The organism is Kribbella sp. NBC_01245 (assembly GCF_036226525.1).
In the GTDB taxonomy this organism is placed as follows: Bacteria; Actinomycetota; Actinomycetes; order Propionibacteriales; family Kribbellaceae; genus Kribbella.
This window is the reverse complement of the sequence record NZ_CP108487.1, coordinates 7,630,146-7,650,374: the sequence shown is the minus strand read 5'-3', so window position 1 is coordinate 7,650,374 and position 20,229 is coordinate 7,630,146. Positions and strand designations below refer to the sequence as shown.

The window sequence follows — 20,229 nt, the reverse complement described above, 5'->3', positions numbered from 1 at the left end:
CCGCCACACCGGCGGGGCCTTCTTCCTTTAGCGGGCTGTCGTACTGCGGTACTTCCGGATGGCCAGTGGTGCGAAGACGCCGATGATGACGGCACACCACAACAGGCTGAGGATGACCGGATGCCGGGCCGGGAAGCTGTCCGGACTGGCGAACGGCGACGGGTTGCCGAACAGATGCCGGCAGGCGGCAACGATCGAGGAGATCGGGTTCCACTCGGCGACGGGTTGCAGCGCGCTCGGCAGGTTCGGCGTGGGCACGAAGGCGTTCGAGAGGAACGTCAACGGGAACAGCCAGATCAGCCCGGCCGACGCGGCCACCTCAGGCCCACCGACCGACAACCCGATCACGGCACCGACCCAGAGCATCGCGAAGGCGAACAGCAGCAGGATCGCGAACGCCGCCAAGGCGTTCAGGAAGCCCTCATGCCAGCGCCAGCCGACGATGAACCCGCAGATGATCATCACCAGCATCACGAACGCGTTGAAGACCAGGTCACCGATCACCCGGCCGGAGATCACCGCGGAACGGGCCATCGGCAACGACCGGAACCGGTCGATCAGGCCCTTCGACATGTCATCGGCCAGACCGACACTCGCCGACGCGACCGCGAACGCCATCGTCTGGGCGAAGATGCCCGACATCAGGAACTCGCGATACGCCTGCGCGCCGGGGAAACCCGGGATCGGGATCGCGTTGCCGAAGACGTACGCGAACAGCAGCACGAACATGATCGGCTGGATCGTCGCGTAGATCAGCATGTCCGGAGTGCGCGGGATGCGCTTGAGGTTGCGCCAGGCCAGCACGCCACCGTCGTTGATCGCCCTTGCGAACTGGCTCATTTGGCCGCCTCGCTTTCTTCTGCGCCTTCTTCGGCGCCGTGGCCGGTCAGGCTCAGGAATACGTCGTCAAGGGTTGGGCGGCGCAGGCCGATGTCGTGGATGCCGATACCGGCGCCGTCGAGCGTGCGGATGACCTCGACCAGGTTGGACGAACCACCCGGCGCGGGCACGGTGATGCGGCGCGTGTGCTTCTCCACCGTGGTGGCCTCGGGATCGGTGATCTCCAGAGCCGCCGTGAGCAGCTCGAGCCCGCGGTAGATCTCGTCGGGATCGGAGACCACCACCTCGATCCGCTCGCCTCCGACCTTGGCCTTCAACTCATCCGCCGTACCGCGGGCGATGACCGAGCCCTGGTCGACCACGGCGATAGTGTCGGCCAACTCGTCGGCCTCTTCCAGGTACTGAGTGGTGAGCAGGATCGTGACGCCCTCGCTGACCCGGTCACGAATGATCTTCCAGAGGTCGAGGCGGCTTCGGGGGTCGAGACCGGTGGTCGGTTCGTCCAGGAACAGCACCTTCGGGTGCGCGATCAGCGAACCGGCCAGGTCGAGCCGTCGGCGCATACCTCCGGAGTACGTCTTCAGGATCCGGTCGGCCGCGTCGGTCAGGTCGAACACTTCAAGCAACTCTTCGGCCCGTTGCTTGGCCTGCCGGCTGTCGAGTTGGTAGAGCCGGCCGAACATCCAGAGGTTCTCCCGGCCGGTCAGGAGCTCGTCGACCGCGGCATACTGCCCTGACAGTCCAACGAGTCTGCGGACCGTATCGGCCTCTTTGACGACGTCATGTCCGAGGACGCGGGCACTGCCCTCATCGGGATCCATCAGGGTGGTGAGCACCCGGACCGCCGTGGTCTTGCCGGCGCCGTTCGGCCCGAGCAGCCCGAGCACCGTTCCCTCCGCCACCTCGAGGTCGATGCCCTTCAGTGCCTTCACCGTGGCCTTGCGCGATCGGAATGTCTTCACGAGGCCGGTCGCCTCGATGGCAGCCATCCAGCCGCCTCCTTCTCTCAATAGACACGTGAGCCGTCTCACTATGTGCCCGCACCTTTATATAAGTCAAACCTATTACTGACTGGTCCGGTCCGATCCAGTCACCGCCACCACCACCTTCTTCATGCCGCGAGTGGTCGCGTCCTTCTTCATGCCGCGAGTGGTCGCGTCCTTCTTCATGCCGCGAGTGGTCGCGTCTGGTCCGCGCGGCGGGTCAGCAGTCGTCGGCGTGACGGACCAGACGCGACCACTCGCGGCAGGAGGAGGAGTTCAACCCGCTCATCGGGCCCTTGCGACCAGGCGCGCCGTGGTTCATCGGTCCCTTGTGACTGTGTGACCGCCTGGCGTGCCGCTGGCCGGGCCCGGCTGGCGGATCGGGTTCTACGTGCTGGGCAACCTCGCCAAGCCGGCGCCATTTTGCTCAGCGCCGGCTGGTTGCCGCTCTCCCCTTATCGACGGCTACACGACCTGCCGTCAGTCGGAGGCGATTTGGGCGGTGCCGACGAGGACCTCGACGTCCAGGGAGGCGCGGCCGCGGCCGATCTCGACGTCCTGGCTCTGACCGTTGACCGCGCCGGTCCAGCTCACTTTGCCGAGCTGGGCCTCGGTGTGGACCTTGACGTCGGACCCGCGCCGCAGGTTCACCGTGGCGGCACCCGACTCGACCCGGACCCGCGAACGGCCCTTGGTGATCTGCGCGTCCAACGTCGCCGAACCGGCCTGCACAAGTAGGTCGATCGGGCCGTCCACGTCGGTCACCTTCGCCGTACCGGCCGTCACGCGGACCTTCGCCAGGTTCGGCAGCCGCTCGGCCACGACGCTGCCGCCGGTCACCTCGACCTCGACGCGCAGGCTCGGGTTCACCCGGATCTGGAGCTCCTTGGCGAACCCGTTCATGTGCGACTTGAGGTCACCGACGGACCGGGTGCGCAGCATCGTGAAGCCGTCCAGCGAGACGCCCATATCGCCCTCGCTGTTGATCGCGAGCGTGTCGCCGTCCCGCTTGATCTGGTGCGGGCCGTCGACCGCGACCCCGTTGATGGCCGGCTCACCGGTCAGCCGGACCCGCCGCCCGATCGCCCGGATCGTCACCCGCTGTACGCCGGCCGGAGCCGGCAAGTGGGAGTGCTCCACCTCGAGCTCATCCTCAACGGCCCCGGCAGCCTCGGCGGTCTCCGCCTTCTCAGCGGTCTCCGTCTTCGCGGCCGGCTCATCCTGAGGCCTCTCGGCCTTATCCGCCACCTCAGCCTTGTCCGCCGCGTCGGCCTTGGCCGCCGTCTCCGTCTTGTCCGCCGCCTCGGGTTGGGCGGTGTCGACGGAAGCCGCTGCGACCGCCTCTGCCCAAACGTCGCCCGCAGCCTCCTCGGCCACCGGCTCAGCCTCGGACTCCGGCGCAGTCTGCGACGCGGTCTGCGGGGCCGGCTGCGGCTCGGGGGCTGTCGCGGCCAGCAGGATGGCCGCTTCCTCGCTGGAAAGCGTGCCTGCCGCGACCCGGTCGAGAAGGTCCTTCACCTTGCGGTCGCGTTCGGTGGGGCCCTGGGTTCCTGCGTTCTGCTCGCTCATACCGCAAGTTCAGCACCCGGAGCGGTCCAAACCAATCGGGGAAAGCCCCCAACCTGACCGGGACCACCCTGACGACCGACCGCCGATCCAATGGCCGACCACCGATAAATCACGCCCATACGGGAATAGTCCATCTCAATACGTGGTCATTTTATTGCATTTACTTGTGCCGTCCGGCAGCCATCAATACATTCACTTCAAACGCTCCGTGACACGACCACTGCGAAGCGTTGAAGTACTCGCCGGGCACCGGTCAACGGGGACCGCACGGCGAATTAAGAAATGCGGCCGACCGGTCGGCCGCGCCCATTCAACGGTCGAATCCCCCTCACGTCAGTCCTGCCCTTCTCGGGGGCGGACCGGCCTGTCCCACGTCAAGGAGATCGTCATGCCCAACCTCAAGCGCCGCCTGCTCACCATCCCGCTGGCCGGGGCCGCGATGGCCATCGGTTTCGGCCTGCTCGCGGCGCCGGCCGCGTCGGCCCACGAAGACCCGACCCCGGTGGCGAACGTCGGCGACGCCGTCGATTACGGGGCCCATCAGGTCCAGGCACACCTGGATGCGCCCATGCTGGGGCTGAACCCGGCCATCGCCGACCCGCTCGGCTACACCAGCAGCCACGTGTTCCCGGTCGGCGTCAACATCGTGTCGTTCACCCTGAGCGGCCACGCGATCGCCGACGACGGCACCGGTCACGATCACTGATCGGTTCAGCTGACCCGATACCCCGTGCCCGTGGAGTCCGACTCCGCGGGCACGGGCGGTCCCGGCCACCACCCGGCGCGGACTAATCGGCGAATTTCTCACACCAGCAAATTACCAGTGAGATGTTTCACCGTTATTAACAATTGCACCCACAGGTAACAGGCAAATTACCTTTACGCGAAATAGATATTGCCTGCCAGTGCAACAGGTCCATTCACGCAGACATTCCTTGCAGGAGGATCGAGATGACGTCCTGGATTCGGTCCAAGGTGGTCCGGCGGCCTGGTCTGGCTGCACTGGCCGGCCTGTTTCTCTTCATTCCGGCGGCAGCCCTGAGCACGGTCGCGATCGCGACACTGACCGCCACCCCGGCGGCGGCGAGTTCGACGCATACCGGACTCGTCGGCAGTTCGCCGGCCAACGGGACCCGGCTGACCCAGACCCCTGGGGACGTGCGGTTCACCTTCGACCAGACGCTCCAGCCGGTGCAGGGCTGGGACGCGGTGATCGTCACCGGTCCGGACGGGATGCGCTGGCCGGCCCATTCGGTCCGCGTCACCGGCAACACCATCACCGCCAAGTGCGGCCATCTCGGCCCGCCCGGCGACTACCACGTCAGCTATCGGGTGATCTCCGGCGACGGACATCCCGTGGCCGGACACATCACCGTCACCCTCGGCCAGGTCGGACCCGGCACCCCCGCCACTTCCACCCTCGCGATGACCGGTGGCGGCGTACCCGCTTGGGCCTGGCTGGTCGAGCTGGCCCTCGGCATCGTGGTCACCTGCCAGGCCGTCGTACGCTCGCGGGCCGCCGGTGCCACCAAGCCGGCCGCAGTCGCCGGCCAGCGCCAGTTCGACTCCCCCATGAGCGGCTGAACTCATGACCGACACCGCCACCACCGCCAACCTCCTCCACCGAGGCCTGCCGTGGCGACGCATAACCGTCCTGGCGGCCATCATCACGATCTCCGTCGCGGCACTGGTCTGGGCCATCCTGGTAACCCGGCCGGCCCCACAGCCGGGAGTCCCCTCCCCCGACGCAGGCGTCCTCTACTCAACTCCGCTGGCCCGGCTCGCCACCAACGGCGCAGCGGTCGCCGCCATCGGCACGGCCCTGCTGCTCCTGCTCCTCGGTTCCGCGGGCAGAGACCAGTTCGAGGCGATCGCCTTCCGCGCCCGCGCTATCGGGATCGCGGCCGGCATCGTCTGGATCACCGCGGCAACAACGACCTGGTGGTTGCAGGCCGCCGCGGTCTCCGAGGCCGGCACGCGGATGACCTTCGTCGGTCTCATCGAGTACGCGCGCCAGGTGAACTCGGGCAGCGCACTACTCGTCACCATCCTCGCCGCGGCCGCCTTCGCCGCGATCGCCGCCCTCCGCCCCCACCCGTACTGGCCAGCGGGCTGTCTGGCCTTCGCCCTAATCGGCCTCATCGCCGTACCGGTCACCGGCCACGCCTCCCAGAGCTCAGCCGTCTGGCTAACCACGCCGGCCATCTGCCTGCATGTGTGCGCCATGAGCCTGTGGGTCGGCGGGCTCGCGCTGATCACCACACTGGCCACGGGCCGACGGAAGGCGCTGGCCCTCGTACTGCCACGCTTCTCAACGGTCGCCGGCCTCTGCATCGCCCTCGTCGCCGCCAGCGGCGTACTCCTGACCGGCCCGCGACTGATCAAGGATCCAACGCCCGGCCTGTACGACCTGGCGCAGGCGCTGATCCACACGCCCGCGGGCTGGCTCGTGGTGGGCAAGCTCTGCGGGCTATTCCTCCTCGGCACCACCGGCGGGTACATCCGGCAGATCCTGCTCCCCGCCGTACGACGCGAGGAGCCGGCCGCCCTCGCGATCCTGGCGGCAGTCGAGCTGACCGTAATGGCGGCCGTCATCGCCCTCGCGACCGTCCTCGCGCGCCCACTCTGAACGCGCGGATCCGGGCCACGGGGAGTAAACCGTGACCCGGATCCGTCATACCGGGCCCCTCCGCCCGGAGTCTGTCGTTACGCGGCCGGGCTGAGGTCCTCGGCGAGGCTCTGCTCGAGGTCGGCGACCTCGGCCTCAGTGGCACGGCGCTTGAGGTAGCCGACAATGCCGACCAGCAGCCCCAGCACCGAGATCCCAGTGACGACCACGAGAGCGGGCTTGTACGCCGAGAGCATCTCGGACGCCGCGGTGACACCTCTGGACTGGGAGGTGATGACGGCGGTGGCGACGGCGAGCACGATCGCACCGCCGACCTGGTTGGACGTGTTGAACAGGCCGGAGGCGAGACCCTGCTCGTGGTCCGCGATGCCGTTGGTGGCCTGGATGTTCAGCGCCGGGAACGTGATCGCGAAGCCCAGGCCGATCAGCAGGATGGTCGGCAGGATCGTCGCGAAGTAGTCCGAGACCGGGCCGATCCGCAGTGCCAGCGCGTAGCCGGCGACGAAGAACGCCATCCCGATCACGACCATCCGCTCGGTGCCGATCCGGTCGGCGATCTTGCCGGCGTTCGGCGACAGGAAGGCGACCAGCAGGCCGGCCGGCAGGAAGCCGAGCGCGGTCTCGAAGGACGACCAGCCGAGCAGGTTCTGCAGGTAGAGCGTCGCGATGAACTGGAACGCCACGTACGCGCCGAAGACGGTCATGATGGCGAGGTTCGCCCGGCGCAGGTTGGCGCTGCGCAGAATGCCGAGCCGGACCAGCGGGTGCTTGGAGCGGCGCTCGATCACCACGAAGGCGGCGAGCAGGGCTGCCGCGAGCACGAACAGGCCGATCGTCTGGACCGAGGCCCAGCCGGCGTGCTCGGCGCCGACCACGGCGTACACCAGGGCCAGCATGCCCGCGGTGACGGTGACCGCACCCGGTACGTCGTAACCGCCGGCGGCGTCGTCGCGCGGGCTGTTCGGGATCACCTTGAGGGCGAAGAGCAGCACGATCAGGGCAACCGGGCCGGGTGCCAGGAAGGTCCAGCGCCAGCCGACCTCGGTCAGCAGACCGCCGAGGATGAGGCCCATCGAGAAGCCACTGGCGGCGCAGGTGGTGAAGATGCCGAGGGCCCGGTTCCGGATCGGCCCCTCGGGGAAGGTGGTGGTGAGGATGGACAGCGCGGCCGGTGCCGTGAAGGCGGCGGCGATGCCCTTGACGAACCGCGCGGCGATGAGCAGTTCGGGGCTGGTGGCCAGCGAGCTCAGCATCGAGACCACGGCGAACACGGCCAGCGCGATCAGCAGCACGCGCCGACGGCCGAGCAGATCGGCGGTACGCCCGCCGAGCAGCAGCAGTCCGCCGTACCCGAGCACGTAGCCGGTCACAACCCATTGCAGGGAAGAGAGCGGGACACCGAGATCGGCGCCGATGGAAGGAAGGGACATGCCGACCATGGACACGTCCAGGCCGTCAAGGAAGACCACGCCGCAGACCACCAGGAGTACGCCCCATAGGCGCGCGTCCCAGGTCACGTCAGTCGGTGGCACAGAGGTTGCTTGCGTCATGCCGAGTAGCATTGCATGCGCGTGCATTTAATGTCTAGGCATTAATTGCATTTGCATAGATTGCGTCTGCATGATAATGTCGGCGCCATGGCCGTCTCAAAGGTCAGCACCGAGACCACGCAAGACGTGCGCGAATGGCGCGAACTGCTGGCTCGTCACGCCGACATGAGTTGCGTGCTCGAGCGTGAGCTACAAGCCGAGCACCAGTTGGGTATGAGCGAGTTCGAGGTGCTCGAGCGGCTCGCCGAGATCCCCGAGCATTCGGGCAAGGTGCAGAAGCTCGCGGGCGCGGTCCATCTCTCCCAGAGCGCACTCTCCCGGGTCATCGGCCGGCTGGAGATCGCCGGTCTGGTCGAGCGTCAGGTCTGCATGGAGGATCGGCGCGCGGTCAACGTCCGGATCACCGCGGCCGGGCTGAAGCGGCACGCGCAAGCCCAGCCGACGCAGCGCCGGGTGCTCGCCGAGCGCCTGCACGCGCCGGTGCTCAAGTCCTGCGCTTGGGCCGACGGCGAGTAGTCACTCCCGTACGGCGCCTTCCAGCATCCCCGCGATGAAGTGGCGCTGCAGGAACGCGTAGACCAAGACGACCGGCGTCCCCACGATGACGGCGCCGGCAGCCAGCAACGTGAAGCCCGACGTGTATTGGCCGGAGAAGAACGCCAGCCCGAGTGGCGCCGTACGGAGCGACTCGCTCGTGACCATCACCAACGGGATCAGGAACTCGTTCCACGTCCACATGAACACCAGCACGATCAGCGTCACCAGTGCGGGTCTCGCCGGCGGCACGAGCACCTGCCACAGCGTGCGCCAATGACCCGCGCCATCGAGCCGGGCCGCCTCGACCAGCGAGCGGTTCGAGCCGCGGAAGTACGCCCGCATCCAGAAGGTGCCGAAGGCAACGGATTGCGCGACCTGCGGTAAGGCGATCGCCCAGTACGTGTCGGTCAGCCCGAGCGTACGCAGGTCGAAGTACAGCGGTACGACGATGGCCTCCGTCGGCATCATGATGCCCACCAGGAACAGGTAGAACAGCACGCCCGAACCGCGGAATCGCATGGTGCCAAAGGCGTATCCGCTCAGGATCGACAGCACCACGCTGGTCACGACGACCGTCACCGAGACGAGCACGCTCATCCGGAGGTACGAGCCGAAGTGGCCGATCTCCCAGGCGTCGACGAAGTTGCCGAGATGCTTGTCCGGGGCAACGGCCGCGACCAGGATCGAGACGATCGGCGTCAACGCGAAGACCGCGAACACCAACAACAGCAGGTAGTTGCCGAACCGCTCGGCCTTGGAGGTCCTCATCGATCCGCCAACCGGTTCACGCCGAAGGTGATGCCGAAGATCAGCACCGTCAGGCAGACCCCGATCGCGGCCGCGGATCCGACCTGGCCGAGCTCGAAGGCCCGGTGATACACCTCGTACGACGGGACGCTGGTCGACGTACCCGGTCCCCCACTGGTGGTGATGTAGACCAGGTCGAACGTGCGCAGGGCGGCGATGACCGTCAACGTGACCGCAACAGCGATCTCACCCCGTACGGCCGGCAGCGTGACCGCGAAGAACTCGCGGAAGGCGTTCGCGCCGTCCAGCCGGGCCGCTTCGAACCGCTCGCGCGGAATCCGGGCCATCCCGGCCAGCAGCAACACCGTCACCAGGCCCGTCTCGAACCATGTCCCGATCACGCCGACCGCAGGCAACGCGAAGGCGTAGTCCCCCAGCCAACCACGGCCATTGAGACCTACAGCCCGCAGTACGTCGTTCAGCAGGCCGTCTGGCGAATAGATCTGCCGCCACGCGACCGCCACGACGACCATCGCGACCACCTGCGGCAGAAAGATGATCGTGCGGAACAGGCCCAATCCGCGGACCTTTGCCCGATGCAACACCGACGCGAGCGCCAGACCGATCACCACCGGAAGCGCCGAGTAGAACACGATCAGCACCAGCGCATGACCGAAGGACGCCCGCAATCCCTTGTCCTGAAGGATTTCCAGGTAGTTGCCCAGGCCAACGAACTTGCCGAGACTGATACCGTCCCACTCGAACAACGAGAGATGGACGGCCCGGCCCAACGGATAGAGCAGGAACAATCCGTAGACGAGCAGTGCCGGCAGCAGGTAGAGGTAGCCGATCCGACGCGGTTCCCCCGGCGGCGATCCCACTACTTCGCGAAGGCGGCGTAGTCGGTCTGCAGCCGCTCGAGGAATTGCTCGGGCGTGGCCTTCTTCCCGAGCAGGTCCTGCAACGCCGCGCCGAGGGTGTCGTACATCGTCGGCGTCGCGTAGTCGAGATACGGCACCAGCCCCTGTTTGTCGAGAGCCGTGCCGAACGCCGCGAAGACGTCCTTGCCCAACCCCGCGGGCGGTTGCTGCGCGGTGGTGTCGGCGATCGGGAGGTTACCCGTTGCCGTCAGCACCTTCATCGCGTCCTGGCTGGTGATGAAGTTGATGTACGCCGCCGCGGCATCCGGGCTCTTCGCCTTGTTCGTAATGGCGAACGGCAGACCGGTGCCTCCGGTCACCACTGGCTGCGCGTCGGCCGCCGTACCAGGCGGGAGCATGAACCCGACCTTGTCGCCGAGCGCCTTCTGCAGGTCGGCCTGCAACCACGTCCCCGCGATCAGGAAGACGCCCTTGCCCTTGCCGAAGTCCTGCCAGGCCGGGTCGTACCCCTGCCCGTTGAAGCCTGAGTTGAAGTAGCCCTTGTCGGCCCACGAGACCAGGTCCGTCGCGGCCTTGGTGTTCTCCGAGGTGGTCCACGAAGCGCCCGGGCGACCGAAGGCGAGCGTGGTGATCTGGTCGGCCGGGACCGATCGGCCCTGGACGGTGCCGAACACGTGGATGGCGGGCCATTTGTCGAGATTCCCGAGCTGCATCGGCAGTTCGCCGGCGCCCTTCGCCTTGGCCAGGGCGGCCTCGAAGTCGGGCCAGGTGGTAGGCGGTTGCAGGCCGAGCGACGTCAGTTTCGCCTTGTTGTAGTAGATGCCGACGACCTCGCCGACCTGCGGCAGGCCGTACAGGTTGCCCTCGCCGAAGGTCTTACCGTCCGCGGAGTAGCGCGAGTACTGCAAGACGCGGTCGGAGTAGCGCTTGGGCCAGTCGTACGCCTTCGCCCACGGGTCGAGCGGCAGCAGTTGCCCGGCCTTGACGAATTCGCCCATGTCGGAGCGGCCGTTGTTCGCCTGGACGACGTCGGGCGCGTCCTTGCCGGACAGCGCGAGCCGCAGCGTGGTCTTGAGGTCGTCGAACGAGCGCGAGACCCGGTTGATCTTGATGTTCGGGTACATCGTCTGGAACTCGGCGTTGAGCCGTTTGATCTGCTCGGCCTGACCGCCACGGACCTCTTGGTCCCACACCGTCAGCGTGACATCGCCGAGGGCTGCCGCGTCCGTCCGTACCTCGGTTGGCGGAGTCCCGGTTCCGCCTGGGCTGTCCGAGCCCGGCGTACAGGCGGCGAGCAGCAGGACGGCGACAGCGATTGCAGGGGCGCGGCGGGACATCTGGCACCACTCCGTTCGGTCAGTTCGGCGTGTAGGTGTAGCCGTTCTCGGTCAGGCAGGTCAGGACCCGCTCGCGATGCTCCTCGCCGCGCGTCTCCAGCTGGAGCGACACCTCGACCTCGTGCAGGGTCAGGGTCGGCGAGATGCGCTCGTGCACCACCTCGATGATGTTCGCGTCGACCTCCGCGAGGCGGGTCAGCAGCTTCGCCAGCCCACCCGGCGTGTCCGGGATGCGCACCCGCAACGACAGGTACCGCCCGGCCGCCGCCATACCGTGCCGGATCACCCGCATCAGCAGCAACGGGTCGATGTTGCCACCCGAGAGGACCACCACGACCGGCGGTTTGAACAGCGTCGGGTTGTCGAGTACGGCGGCTACCGCTGCCGCTCCGGCGGGTTCGACCACAAGCTTGGCCCGTTCGAGCACGAGCAGCAGGGCCTTCGACAGCGCGTTCTCGTCGACGGTCACCACCTGGTCGACGTACTTCTGGATCGCGGCGAACGGGACCTTGCCCGGCAGCCCAACGGCAATACCGTCCGCCATCGTGGACATGGACTCGAGCGCGATGGGCTCGCCCGCCGCGAGGGAGGCCGGGTACGCCGCGGCGCCTGCCGCTTGCACGCCGACAACCGAAATGGGCAGGCCGTCGCGTTGCATCGCGGCCGCGATCCCGGCGACCAAGCCACCGCCGCCGGTCGGCACCACCACGGTCCGGACCTGCGGGCACTGCTCGACGATCTCGAGCCCGGTCGTGGCCTGACCGGCAACGATGTCGCGATGGTCGAACGGGTGGATCAGCACCGCGCCCGTCTCGGCCTCGAACTCGCGCGCCGCCTTGAGGCAATGGTCGATCGAGGTGCCGACAAAGCGGATGTCGGCGCCGTACGCCCGGGTGGCCTTCTCTTTCGGGATGGGCGCGCCGTACGGCATGAAGACGGTCGCCTTGATACCGAGCAGCTGTGCCGCGAGGGCGACGCCTTGCGCGTGGTTGCCGGCGCTGGCCGCGACGACGCCGCGGGCGCGCTCCTTCTTGGACAGCCGGGACATCCGGACGTACGCGCCGCGTAGCTTGAACGACCCCGTGCGCTGCAGGTTCTCGCATTTGAGGAACACGTCGCCGCCGACCAACTCGCTCAGCCAGCGGGAGTACTCCAGCGGGGTGGGTGCGACCACGTTGTGCAGCAGGTCCGCCGCCTTCGCGATCTCCTCCGGCGTCACTACCTCGATCTCGCTCACACCCACACACTAGTGCTCCGTATCCGAGGTTCCCTGGATACGGAGCACCAGTCGGAGATCAGTCGGTGCCGAACTCCATCGCGGCGCGGTCCAAGGCCTCGTCGTCCTCGGCCGGCGCGGGTCCGCGGGATGCGATCGCCTCGGCGCCACCGGTCGGGGTGGCCCCGATCAGCTCGCTCTGGGCGGCACCGATCAGGCCGAGTCCGGCGTACTCCTCGAGCTTGGCGCGGGAGTCGGCGATGTCTAGGTTCCGCATGGTCAGCTGACCGATCCGGTCCACCGGGCCGAACGCCGCGTCGTGCGTCCGCTCCATCGACAGCTTGTCCGGGTGGTAGCTGAACGACGGGCCGGTGGTGTCGATGATCGAGTAGTCCTCACCACGCCGCAGCCGCAGCGTCACCTCGCCGTTGACGGCCGAGCCGACCCAGCGCTGCAGGGACTCCCGCAGCATCAGCGACTGCGGGTCGAACCAACGGCCCTCGTACATCAACCGGCCGAGCCGCCGCCCGTGGGCGTAGTAGTTGGCGAGGGTGTCTTCATTGTGAATGGCATTCAGCAACCGCTCGTAGGCGATGTGCAGCAGCGCGAGCCCAGGGGCCTCGTAGATGCCGCGGCTCTTGGCCTCGATCACCCGGTTCTCGATCTGGTCGGACATGCCCAGCCCGTGCCGGCCGCCGATCGTGTTGGCCTCCTTGACCAGCTCCACCGCGGAGTCGAACTTGACCCCGTTGATGGTGACCGGCCGGCCCTGCTCGAACTGGATCGAGACGTCCTCGGTGGCGATCTCGACCGCCGGGTCCCAGAACTTCACGCCCATGATCGGGTCGACGTCCTCGAGACCGTGGTCGAGATGCTCGAGCGTCTTGGCCTCGTGCGTCGCGCCCCAGATGTTGGCGTCGGTGGAGTAGGCCTTCTCGGTGCTGTCCCGATACGGCAGCTCATGGGCGAGCAGCCACTCGGACATCTCCTTCCGGCCGCCCAGCTCGGTGACGAAGTCGGCGTCGAGCCAGGGCTTGTAGATCCGCAGCTGCGGGTTCGCCAGCAGGCCGTAGCGGTAGAACCGCTCGATGTCGTTGCCCTTGAAGGTCGACCCGTCGCCCCAGATCTGGACGTTGTCCTCCAGCATCGCCCGCACCAGCAGCGTGCCGGTCACGGCCCGGCCGAGTGGGGTGGTGTTGAAGTACGTCCTCCCGGCGGAGCGAATGTGGAACGCGCCGCAGGTGATGGCGGCGAGCCCCTCCTCGACCAGCGCCTCCTTGCAGTCGATCAGGCGCGCGATCTCCGCGCCGTACGCCGCGGCGCGACCGGGCACCGAGTCGATATCGGGCTCGTCGTACTGACCGATATCAGCGGTATACGTGCAGGGGATGGCGCCCTTGTCGCGCATCCAGGCGACGGCGACCGAGGTGTCGAGACCGCCTGAGAAGGCGATCCCCACACGTTCGCCGATGGGCAGTTGAGTGAGGACCTTGGACATGATCCAAGTATGCAGTCTCTCGCATAATTATTCAACTCAGCCCGAGGACAACCGGATCAGTGGGTGGTCGACTCCATAGAGTTGACCCGGCGAGTGCCGGGCCGGACGAGCGACGGGACATCCATGAGTGACGAGGCGGAGTTCACCGGCTTCGTGCACGCCTACTCGGCGGCCCTCTTGCGGCTTGCCTACTACCTGACGGCAGATCGCGGGCTGGCGGAGGACCTGTTGCAGGTGACCCTCACGAAGACCTTCCTGGCCTGGCACCGAATCGTCGATCGCGACGCGGTCCACGCCTACGCCCGCCGGACCATGGTCCGTACGGCGACCGCGTGGTGGCGTCGCAAGTCGTGGCACGGCGAGCAGGTTCGCGACGTCGTACCGGACTCCGCCACGGCCGACCGGTTCGGCGAGATCGACGAACGGACGCGAGTGCTCGCGGCGGTGCGCGGGTTGCCGGCCCGGCAGCGGGCGGTGGTCGCCTTGCGCTTCCTGGAGGACTACTCCGAGGCCGAGACCGCCCGGCTGCTCGGTTGTTCGCCCGGCACGGTCAAGAGCCATAGCGCACGAGCGCTGAAACACCTGCGTCGGACGCTGACCGAGCCGGTCCCGATGCTCGACTTAGTAGAGGAGGAGCGGTGAACGCCCTCGACGACCGCGTCAAGCGGGTCATGACCACCGAAGCCGATCGGCTCACGCCTACCGGCGACTTGGCCCGTACGGCGATCCGCCGGGGCGTCCGCATTCGCCGGGGCCGCCGCGCCGCCGGTATCGGAATCGCCGCCGTCGGCGTGGTGCTCGCAGTCTTTCTGCCGACCACGATCCTCAACTCATCCGGTCCCGATCCAACGGCTTCTCCTTCACCGGCAGCACCGCCGGTAGTGCGGGCAACGCAGGAGGCGCCGAATCCAGGCAGCGCGGCAATCGACCAATGGCTTGCGGGACTTCCGCGCGGACCCTTGCCGCGCGTTCCGTACCTGACCAGCACCTATCTCCAGGACGGCACTCAGCGGGTGCCATTTTCCGCCGTCGCCACGCCAAACGATCTGTGGCCGATCGGTCGAGTACCGGATGGCTGGCTCATCGGGATCCTGCCGTCGGCCAGCCCTGACAAGCCGCAACTCGGCAGGTACAGCGTCCTGATGCAGCCGGATCGATTCGCTGAACTGGCGAGAGGAGAATTGCGGGGCGCGGTCGTATCGCCGGATGGAAAGCGGATCGCCTATGCGATCATCCCGGCCGGCGGTCAGCCGCGCGCGGCCGTATTCGACGTCGGGACCAGGAAAGAGGTCGCGTCGGTCGGCATCGGCAGGACTACCCGCATCGACGGGTGGAATGCGGCCGGGATCTGGCTGTCCTCGTTGCCGGATTCGGCCAAGCCGATGCAGTTGTCACGCTGGATACCGGGTAAGGCCGTGCAGGAACTCGGCATCGGCGCCGTCGTCGTACCGTCGGGCCGTACCGACCGGATGGTCCAGCGGTCGGGTGATTGCGACCAGATCACCACTTTCGGCGAGCGCGGCTTCTCCGTGGTCGCCAAGTACTGCGGTTTCGGCGACAGCGGGTCCGTGCTGTCAGCGGATGGCGCTGTCTTCATCACCGCGGATGGAGTGGCGAGGACGGTCGGTTTCCAGCACCAAACGCAGCTCGATTGGCTGCCGGGCGTGCCGCTGGGAGATCACGCCTGGGAGGACGGCGACCAGGTGCTGCTCGCCGTCGACACCGAAACCAGGCGCGTGCTGGTCCGCTGTGACGTCCACTCCGGGAAGTGCGAAAGAGCGCTCACCGCGCCGACGGACAGTTTGATGTTCGGCCCAAGTAACTAGTCCTACTTGAGGAGGAGGCGGCCGAGGCGGCGGGAGGCGACGTACAGGCCTATGCCGCCCATGGCTGCTAGGTAGGCGACGTGGATCAGTAGGTGCCAGCCGACGGAGCCGGTGGTGAGGGCGCGGATCAGCGCGACGCCTTGATACAGCGGGGTGGCTTCGACGATCCACTGGACGGCGGTCGGGTAGGTCTCGACCGGGTAGAACGTCGCCGAGAACAGGAACATCGGCATGATCGAGACCTGCACGAACTCGAAGTCCTGCCAGCTGCGCATGAACGTCGTCAGCGCCATCCCCGCCGCCGCGAAGGCGAACGCGATCAGCACCGAGACCGGTAGCGCGAGCAGTGCCCACCACGAGTCGATCAGGCCCATCACCAGCATCACCACGATGAACGCGGCCGAGTAGCACGCGCCACGGAGCAACGCCCAGGTGATCTCACCGGTCGCCACGTTCCACGGGCGCATCGGTGTCGCCAGGATCGCGTCGTACAGGTGCAGGTACTTCATCTTGAAGAAGATGTTGTACGTCGAGTCGAAGATCGCGCCGTTCATCGCCGAACTGGCCAGCATCGCCGGCGCGACGAAGGCGGTGTAGCTCACGACCGTGCCGCCGGCCAGGGTGAAGTCGCCGACGAGCGCGGCCACGCCGACACCGATGGAGAGCAAGTAGAAGACCGGCTCGAAGAAGCCCGAGACGAAGACCAGCCAGGACCTGCGGTAGACCAGGAAGTTCCGCTCGACCAGGCGCAGGCCGCTGCTGGGTATCGGCACGATCCGGGCGGCAAGGGTGGTGGCCATCAGCTGATCAGCCTCTTCTCCAGGCCGGTCACCGCGAGGCGCGTGCCGACGGCGAACCAGAGCAACAGGTACGCCACGTTGATGATGGCGGGTAGGAGCGAGAATGTGCCGAGGCTGAGGTCACGCGTCAGCTCGACGCCGTGCCATAGCGGCGCGACATACGCCAGCCACTCCACCGCGTCGGGCAGTTGCGACACCGGGAAGAAGGCGCCCGAGAACAACGACATCGGCAGCACGCCAAAGCGGAAGATCATCGCGAACCCCGCATCCGTCTCCAGCCGCGTGGCCGCCGCGCACACCGGCGCCGCGACGGCCATCCCGACCAGCAGCGCGATCGGCAGCCCCAGCAGGCCGAGCGGTGATCCCAGCCCACCGAACAGCGCGATCACCCCCAGGAACACCGCGCAGCTCGACACCACTCTGAACGCGATGAACCCGAGCTGGCCGTACATCACATCGGCCGACCGCAACGGCGTCGCGATCATCGAGAAGTACGTCTTGTGCCACTTGATCCCGCCCATCACCGGGTACGTCGCTTCGGAGACGGCGATCTGCAACCCGGTGGCAGCGAGCAGCCCCGGCGCGAGGAACTGGAGATAGCTCACGCCGCCGAGCGCATTAGTCCCGCTGCCGTCGACGAAGGTGCCGAGCCCGACGCCCATGGCCGCGAGATAGAGCAGCGGCACCAGGAAACTCGAGATCAGGCTGCCCTTCCACGTCCGCTGGTAGACCTTGGCCCAGTAGTCGAACTGGCGCACGCCGTTGTCCCAGGCGAGGCTCATCAGTCCACCAACGTCCGGCCGGTGAGGCGCAGGAAGACATCCTCCAGAGTGGAACGGCGGACCAGCACCGCGGCCGGCTCCAGCCCGCGCGCGTGCACGGCCGCCACGGTCTGCTCGCCGTCATCGGTGTAGAGCAGCAACCGGTCCGGCAGCACCTCGATGCGATGCGCGAGATCGGCCACCTTGCCGGCCAGCGCGTCATGGTCGGACGCCATCACCTCGGGCCCGAACCGCAGCTCGGTCACCTCCCGGGTCGAGTAGTCCCGGATCAGCTCGGCGGGTGATCCCTCGGCTGCGATCAGGCCGCCATCCATCACGACCAGGCGATCGCAGAGCTGCTCGGCCTCGTCCATGTAATGGGTGGTGATGATGAGCGTGACGCCACTTTGTTTGAGCCGGAACAGCTTGTCCCACAGCAGATGCCGGGCCTGCGGGTCCAACCCGGTCGTCGGCTCGTCCAGCAGCAGCAGGTCGGGTTTGCTGACCAGGGACCGGGCGATCGTCAGCCGCCGCTTCATCCCGCCCGAGAGCTCCTCGACCCGCTCGTTGGCCTTCTCGGACAACGCGACGAACTCCAGCAACTCGTCGGCGCGCGACCGGCACTCGGCCCGGCTGAGCCCGAAATAGCGGCCGTAAACGGTCAGGTTCTCCCGCACGGACAGCTCGACGTCGAGGGTGTCGTCCTGCGGGCAGACCCCGAGCCGGGCCCGGATCTGCGGCCCCTGGGTAGCCGGATCCATGCCGAGAATGCGCAGGTCTCCCCCGCTCGCCGGCGAGACCGCGCCGATCATGCGCATCGTGGACGACTTGCCGGCGCCGTTCGGCCCGAGGAAGCCGAAGGCCTCACCGCGCCGTACATCCAGATCGATGCCCTTGACCGCCTCGAACACCCCGTAGACCTTGCGCAGGCCACGGGCGTGAACGAGGGATTCCGCCGATTCAGTCACGTTCCAGACCCTAGACCGGCCCTCCGACATTTCTCTTGTCGTTTTGGGAAACCCGGTTGTGGGCATCCCGCCACTTGAGCCATTGCCTCAGCTCGGTCAGGTCGTACGCCGGACCGTCCGCGCCGAGGATGAAGAGCGTGACGCCTGCCGCGCGAAGCGCCTCACCCGAGTCCATCGGATCACCGCCGACCAGGACCGACCGCTCGATCTCCGCCGGGTCGCGCCCGATCGCCGCGCAGTGCTCATCGAGGATGCGCGACTTGCGAACGAAGGTCTCCCCCTCGGCGAAGGTGTTCCAGATATCGGCATGCCGGGCCACGATGCGCAACGTCTTCTTCTCACCACCCCCGCCAAGGATCATCGGGATCTTGCGAGTGGGCGCGGGATTCAGCCGGGCCAGGCGCCGCCCGATTCGCGGCATCGCGTCGGCGAGCTCGGCCAATCTCGAGCCCGGCGTACCGAAGTCGTAGCCGTACTCGACGTACTCCCGCTCCTTGAACCCCGCGCCCATCCCGAGCACGAGCCGGCCACCGCTGATGTGGTCGACCGTACGGGCCATATCCGCAACGAGGTCAGGGTTCCGATAGCTGTTCGCCGTGACGAGCGCACCGAGTTCGACCCGCGATGTCGCCTCCGCCCAGGCACCGAGCATCGTCCAGCACTCGAAGTGCTTGCCATCCTTGTCCCCGCTGAGCGGGAAGAAGTGGTCCCAGTTGAACACCAAGTCCACGCCGAGTTCCTCCGCCTCGACCACGGCACGGCGGATATCGGCATAGTCAGCGTGCTGCGGATTGAGCTGGATCCCAATACGGATCGCGCGTTCGGTCATTCAGCCGCGTCCTACGAAGGGCATACCCGTCGCCATTACAGTAAGGGCCGGAATGCTGACATTGAGCGGAAGTTTCGCCATCTGCACAACGAGATCCGCCACCACCTTCGGATCGAACGTCGGCTCCGGCGCAAGCGAACCGTCAGCCTGCAATACGCCATCGCTCATCCGCGCGGTCATCGCCGTGGCCGCGTTACCGACATCGATCTGGCCGCAGGTGATGCCGTGGTCGCGGCCGTCCAGCGCGATCGCCTTGGTCAGGCCGGTGATCGCGTGCTTCGACGCGGTGTAGGCGATGCTCTGCGGCCTGGGCACGTGTGCCGAGATCGACCCGTTGTTGATGATCCGCCCACCCTTGGGGTCTTGCCGCATCATCAGACCGAACGCCGCTTTGGCGCAGAGGAACGACCCGGTGAGATTGGTATCGATCACCTTGCGCCAATCCTCCTCAGTCACCTCGTGCACAAGCTTCGGCCGGCTACCCCGACCTGCGTTATTCACGAGTACGTCGATGCGCTCGAGCCTGTCGAAGAACTCCGCGACAGCCTCCCCATCGGCGACGTCGAGCACTGCGGTGTTGATCTGGCCGGCGGGTGCGGTGGCGGCGGTTTCGGTCAGCGTGGTCTCGGTCCGACCGGTGACGGTCACGTCGAACCCGGCGGCCGCCAAGGCGTGGGCGATCTCGCGCCCCAAGCCCGACCCGCCTCCGGTAACTACGGCTACTGGCATTTGGTGTCCCTACCTCCGCATGGGGTTATGACCTGGGTCAGCGTATGTCGGTGGGCACCCGTCCCCCTGAGTCTTGCGAATTGTCAGGCCGGCTATCAGGGGGCCGGGTGAGGTCTGACCGGGTTCCAGGTCATCCCGTTCGCTGAGGTATCCGCGTGCATTGGTCTTCGAGTGCCGCATGGCCAGCCACTGCCCGGGCAGCCCGCCTGGCCCGAAATCGCGCGCTTCCTGAGCGGACTGGACGTTTTTCGGGCCGAAAAACGTCCAGTCCGCTCAGGAAGCCGTCATCCGAGCAGGCACGACCCGACGCGGCAGCGCCGTACCACCACACCCGGTCAGACCTCACCCGTCCCCCTGATAGCCAGCTGCCTTTGGCCGGTTCGGGCCGGGTCAAGGGCGCGTCAGCGTCGGCGCTAGCCGATCTGGACCCTTGACGCGGCCCGAACCGGCCTGACAATTCGGAAGACTCAGGGGGACGGGTGCCACCAACACCACCGAGCCAAAGGCAACACCGGCACGGCCCGTCACA

General features: G+C 67.2%; 20 protein-coding genes. 6 read left to right on the top strand and 14 right to left on the bottom strand.

The genetic code is table 11. From position 1 onward, the window contains the following. Window positions 1-27: 27 nt before the first annotated feature. The 3 genes from OG394_RS35105 to OG394_RS35095 all read right to left on the bottom strand — a co-directional run bounded on the left by OG394_RS35105 (window position 28) and on the right by OG394_RS35095 (window position 3,392). A complete protein-coding gene (locus OG394_RS35105) occupies window positions 28-840 on the bottom strand; it encodes an ABC transporter permease (protein ID WP_328991524.1) in 813 nt (270 codons plus the stop codon). Beyond that, window positions 837-1,829 (bottom strand): ATP-binding cassette domain-containing protein, encoded by a 993-nt coding sequence (locus tag OG394_RS35100; protein WP_328991523.1) that lies wholly within the window; start codon window positions 1,827-1,829, stop codon window positions 837-839. Before OG394_RS35100 ends, OG394_RS35105 begins: the two co-directional genes overlap by 4 nt. Before the next feature lie 474 nt (window positions 1,830-2,303). After that, window positions 2,304-3,392, bottom strand: a complete 1,089-nt coding sequence (locus OG394_RS35095; RefSeq protein WP_328991522.1) for a hypothetical protein — start codon at window positions 3,390-3,392, stop codon at window positions 2,304-2,306. 388 nt (window positions 3,393-3,780) lie between these two features. Here OG394_RS35095 and OG394_RS35090 point away from each other — a divergent pair, with 388 nt between their 5' ends. The 3 genes from OG394_RS35090 to OG394_RS35080 all read left to right on the top strand — a co-directional run bounded on the left by OG394_RS35090 (window position 3,781) and on the right by OG394_RS35080 (window position 6,021). Next, window positions 3,781-4,098 (top strand): hypothetical protein, encoded by a 318-nt coding sequence (locus OG394_RS35090; protein WP_328991521.1) that lies wholly within the window; start codon window positions 3,781-3,783, stop codon window positions 4,096-4,098. A 245-nt stretch (window positions 4,099-4,343) separates the two neighbouring features. Then, window positions 4,344-4,976 carry a copper resistance CopC family protein gene (locus tag OG394_RS35085; RefSeq protein ID WP_328991520.1) on the top strand — a complete coding sequence of 211 codons (633 nt, stop codon included), beginning with the start codon at window positions 4,344-4,346 and terminating at the stop codon, window positions 4,974-4,976. A gap of 4 nt (window positions 4,977-4,980) precedes the next feature. After that, window positions 4,981-6,021, top strand: coding sequence for a copper resistance D family protein (locus OG394_RS35080; RefSeq protein WP_328991519.1), 1,041 nt, complete (start codon window positions 4,981-4,983; stop codon window positions 6,019-6,021). Between the two features lie 77 nt (window positions 6,022-6,098). Here OG394_RS35080 and OG394_RS35075 read toward each other — a convergent pair whose 3' ends face one another. Continuing rightward, window positions 6,099-7,571, bottom strand: a complete 1,473-nt coding sequence (locus OG394_RS35075; RefSeq protein WP_328991518.1) for an MFS transporter — start codon at window positions 7,569-7,571, stop codon at window positions 6,099-6,101. 87 nt (window positions 7,572-7,658) lie between these two features. On the opposite strand from OG394_RS35075, the gene OG394_RS35070 reads away from it, so the two are divergent. Beyond that, window positions 7,659-8,087, top strand: a complete 429-nt coding sequence (locus OG394_RS35070; protein ID WP_328991516.1) for a MarR family winged helix-turn-helix transcriptional regulator — start codon at window positions 7,659-7,661, stop codon at window positions 8,085-8,087. Here the strand turns inward: OG394_RS35070 and OG394_RS35065 are convergent, their stop codons facing one another. The 5 genes from OG394_RS35065 to argG are packed head-to-tail and all read right to left on the bottom strand — an operon-like array spanning window position 8,088 to window position 13,787. Next, complete coding sequence (locus tag OG394_RS35065) at window positions 8,088-8,876, bottom strand: carbohydrate ABC transporter permease (RefSeq protein ID WP_328991514.1); 789 nt, start codon at window positions 8,874-8,876, stop codon at window positions 8,088-8,090. Beyond that, window positions 8,873-9,736 (bottom strand): carbohydrate ABC transporter permease, encoded by an 864-nt coding sequence (locus OG394_RS35060; protein ID WP_328991513.1) that lies wholly within the window; start codon window positions 9,734-9,736, stop codon window positions 8,873-8,875. The genes OG394_RS35065 and OG394_RS35060 overlap by 4 nt, the downstream gene beginning before the upstream one ends. Then, window positions 9,736-11,073 (bottom strand): extracellular solute-binding protein, encoded by a 1,338-nt coding sequence (locus tag OG394_RS35055; protein WP_328991512.1) that lies wholly within the window; start codon window positions 11,071-11,073, stop codon window positions 9,736-9,738. Before OG394_RS35055 ends, OG394_RS35060 begins: the two co-directional genes overlap by 1 nt. A gap of 19 nt (window positions 11,074-11,092) precedes the next feature. Continuing rightward, window positions 11,093-12,310 (bottom strand): threonine ammonia-lyase, encoded by a 1,218-nt coding sequence (gene ilvA / locus OG394_RS35050; RefSeq protein ID WP_442914249.1) that lies wholly within the window; start codon window positions 12,308-12,310, stop codon window positions 11,093-11,095. A 58-nt stretch (window positions 12,311-12,368) separates the two neighbouring features. Next, window positions 12,369-13,787 carry an argininosuccinate synthase gene (argG, locus tag OG394_RS35045; protein WP_328991511.1) on the bottom strand — a complete coding sequence of 473 codons (1,419 nt, stop codon included), beginning with the start codon at window positions 13,785-13,787 and terminating at the stop codon, window positions 12,369-12,371. A gap of 123 nt (window positions 13,788-13,910) precedes the next feature. On the opposite strand from argG, the gene OG394_RS35040 reads away from it, so the two are divergent. Next, complete coding sequence (locus OG394_RS35040; protein WP_328991510.1) at window positions 13,911-14,429, top strand: SigE family RNA polymerase sigma factor; 519 nt, start codon at window positions 13,911-13,913, stop codon at window positions 14,427-14,429. After that, complete coding sequence (locus OG394_RS35035) at window positions 14,426-15,613, top strand: hypothetical protein (protein ID WP_328991509.1); 1,188 nt, start codon at window positions 14,426-14,428, stop codon at window positions 15,611-15,613. Before OG394_RS35040 ends, OG394_RS35035 begins: the two co-directional genes overlap by 4 nt. 2 nt (window positions 15,614-15,615) lie before the next feature. Here the strand turns inward: OG394_RS35035 and OG394_RS35030 are convergent, their stop codons facing one another. Genes OG394_RS35030 through OG394_RS35010 form a run of 5 tightly spaced genes read right to left on the bottom strand, consistent with a single transcriptional unit; the run spans window position 15,616 to window position 19,700 of the window. Then, window positions 15,616-16,413: an ABC transporter permease gene (locus OG394_RS35030; RefSeq protein WP_328991508.1), complete on the bottom strand. Its 798-nt coding sequence runs from the start codon at window positions 16,411-16,413 to the stop codon at window positions 15,616-15,618. Next, the gene (locus tag OG394_RS35025) at window positions 16,413-17,195 is read right to left on the bottom strand and encodes an ABC transporter permease (RefSeq protein ID WP_328991507.1); all 783 of its coding nucleotides are present in this window, start codon (window positions 17,193-17,195) and stop codon (window positions 16,413-16,415) included. Before OG394_RS35025 ends, OG394_RS35030 begins: the two co-directional genes overlap by 1 nt. Further along, the gene (locus OG394_RS35020) at window positions 17,195-18,142 is read right to left on the bottom strand and encodes an ABC transporter ATP-binding protein (protein WP_442914248.1); all 948 of its coding nucleotides are present in this window, start codon (window positions 18,140-18,142) and stop codon (window positions 17,195-17,197) included. Before OG394_RS35020 ends, OG394_RS35025 begins: the two co-directional genes overlap by 1 nt. A gap of 10 nt (window positions 18,143-18,152) precedes the next feature. Then, window positions 18,153-18,971, bottom strand: a complete 819-nt coding sequence (locus OG394_RS35015; protein ID WP_328991505.1) for an LLM class F420-dependent oxidoreductase — start codon at window positions 18,969-18,971, stop codon at window positions 18,153-18,155. Beyond that, window positions 18,972-19,700, bottom strand: coding sequence for an SDR family oxidoreductase (locus OG394_RS35010; RefSeq protein WP_328991504.1), 729 nt, complete (start codon window positions 19,698-19,700; stop codon window positions 18,972-18,974). Between the last annotated feature and the right edge of the window lie 529 nt (window positions 19,701-20,229).

Coding starts and splice junctions, on each gene's coding strand:
- OG394_RS35010 (WP_328991504.1), bottom strand. CDS start 19,700: ATGCCAGTAGCCGTAGTTACCGGAGGCGGGTCGGGCTTGGGGCGCGAG.
- OG394_RS35015 (WP_328991505.1), bottom strand. CDS start 18,971: ATGACCGAACGCGCGATCCGTATTGGGATCCAGCTCAATCCGCAGCAC.
- OG394_RS35070 (WP_328991516.1), top strand. CDS start 7,659: ATGGCCGTCTCAAAGGTCAGCACCGAGACCACGCAAGACGTGCGCGAA.
- OG394_RS35095 (WP_328991522.1), bottom strand. CDS start 3,392: ATGAGCGAGCAGAACGCAGGAACCCAGGGCCCCACCGAACGCGACCGC.
- OG394_RS35025 (WP_328991507.1), bottom strand. CDS start 17,195: ATGAGCCTCGCCTGGGACAACGGCGTGCGCCAGTTCGACTACTGGGCC.
- OG394_RS35090 (WP_328991521.1), top strand. CDS start 3,781: ATGCCCAACCTCAAGCGCCGCCTGCTCACCATCCCGCTGGCCGGGGCC.
- argG (WP_328991511.1), bottom strand. CDS start 13,787: ATGTCCAAGGTCCTCACTCAACTGCCCATCGGCGAACGTGTGGGGATC.
- OG394_RS35055 (WP_328991512.1), bottom strand. CDS start 11,073: ATGTCCCGCCGCGCCCCTGCAATCGCTGTCGCCGTCCTGCTGCTCGCC.
- OG394_RS35080 (WP_328991519.1), top strand. CDS start 4,981: ATGACCGACACCGCCACCACCGCCAACCTCCTCCACCGAGGCCTGCCG.
- OG394_RS35075 (WP_328991518.1), bottom strand. CDS start 7,571: ATGACGCAAGCAACCTCTGTGCCACCGACTGACGTGACCTGGGACGCG.
- OG394_RS35030 (WP_328991508.1), bottom strand. CDS start 16,413: ATGGCCACCACCCTTGCCGCCCGGATCGTGCCGATACCCAGCAGCGGC.
- OG394_RS35100 (WP_328991523.1), bottom strand. CDS start 1,829: ATGGCTGCCATCGAGGCGACCGGCCTCGTGAAGACATTCCGATCGCGC.
- OG394_RS35040 (WP_328991510.1), top strand. CDS start 13,911: ATGAGTGACGAGGCGGAGTTCACCGGCTTCGTGCACGCCTACTCGGCG.
- OG394_RS35065 (WP_328991514.1), bottom strand. CDS start 8,876: ATGAGGACCTCCAAGGCCGAGCGGTTCGGCAACTACCTGCTGTTGTTG.
- OG394_RS35105 (WP_328991524.1), bottom strand. CDS start 840: ATGAGCCAGTTCGCAAGGGCGATCAACGACGGTGGCGTGCTGGCCTGG.
- OG394_RS35085 (WP_328991520.1), top strand. CDS start 4,344: ATGACGTCCTGGATTCGGTCCAAGGTGGTCCGGCGGCCTGGTCTGGCT.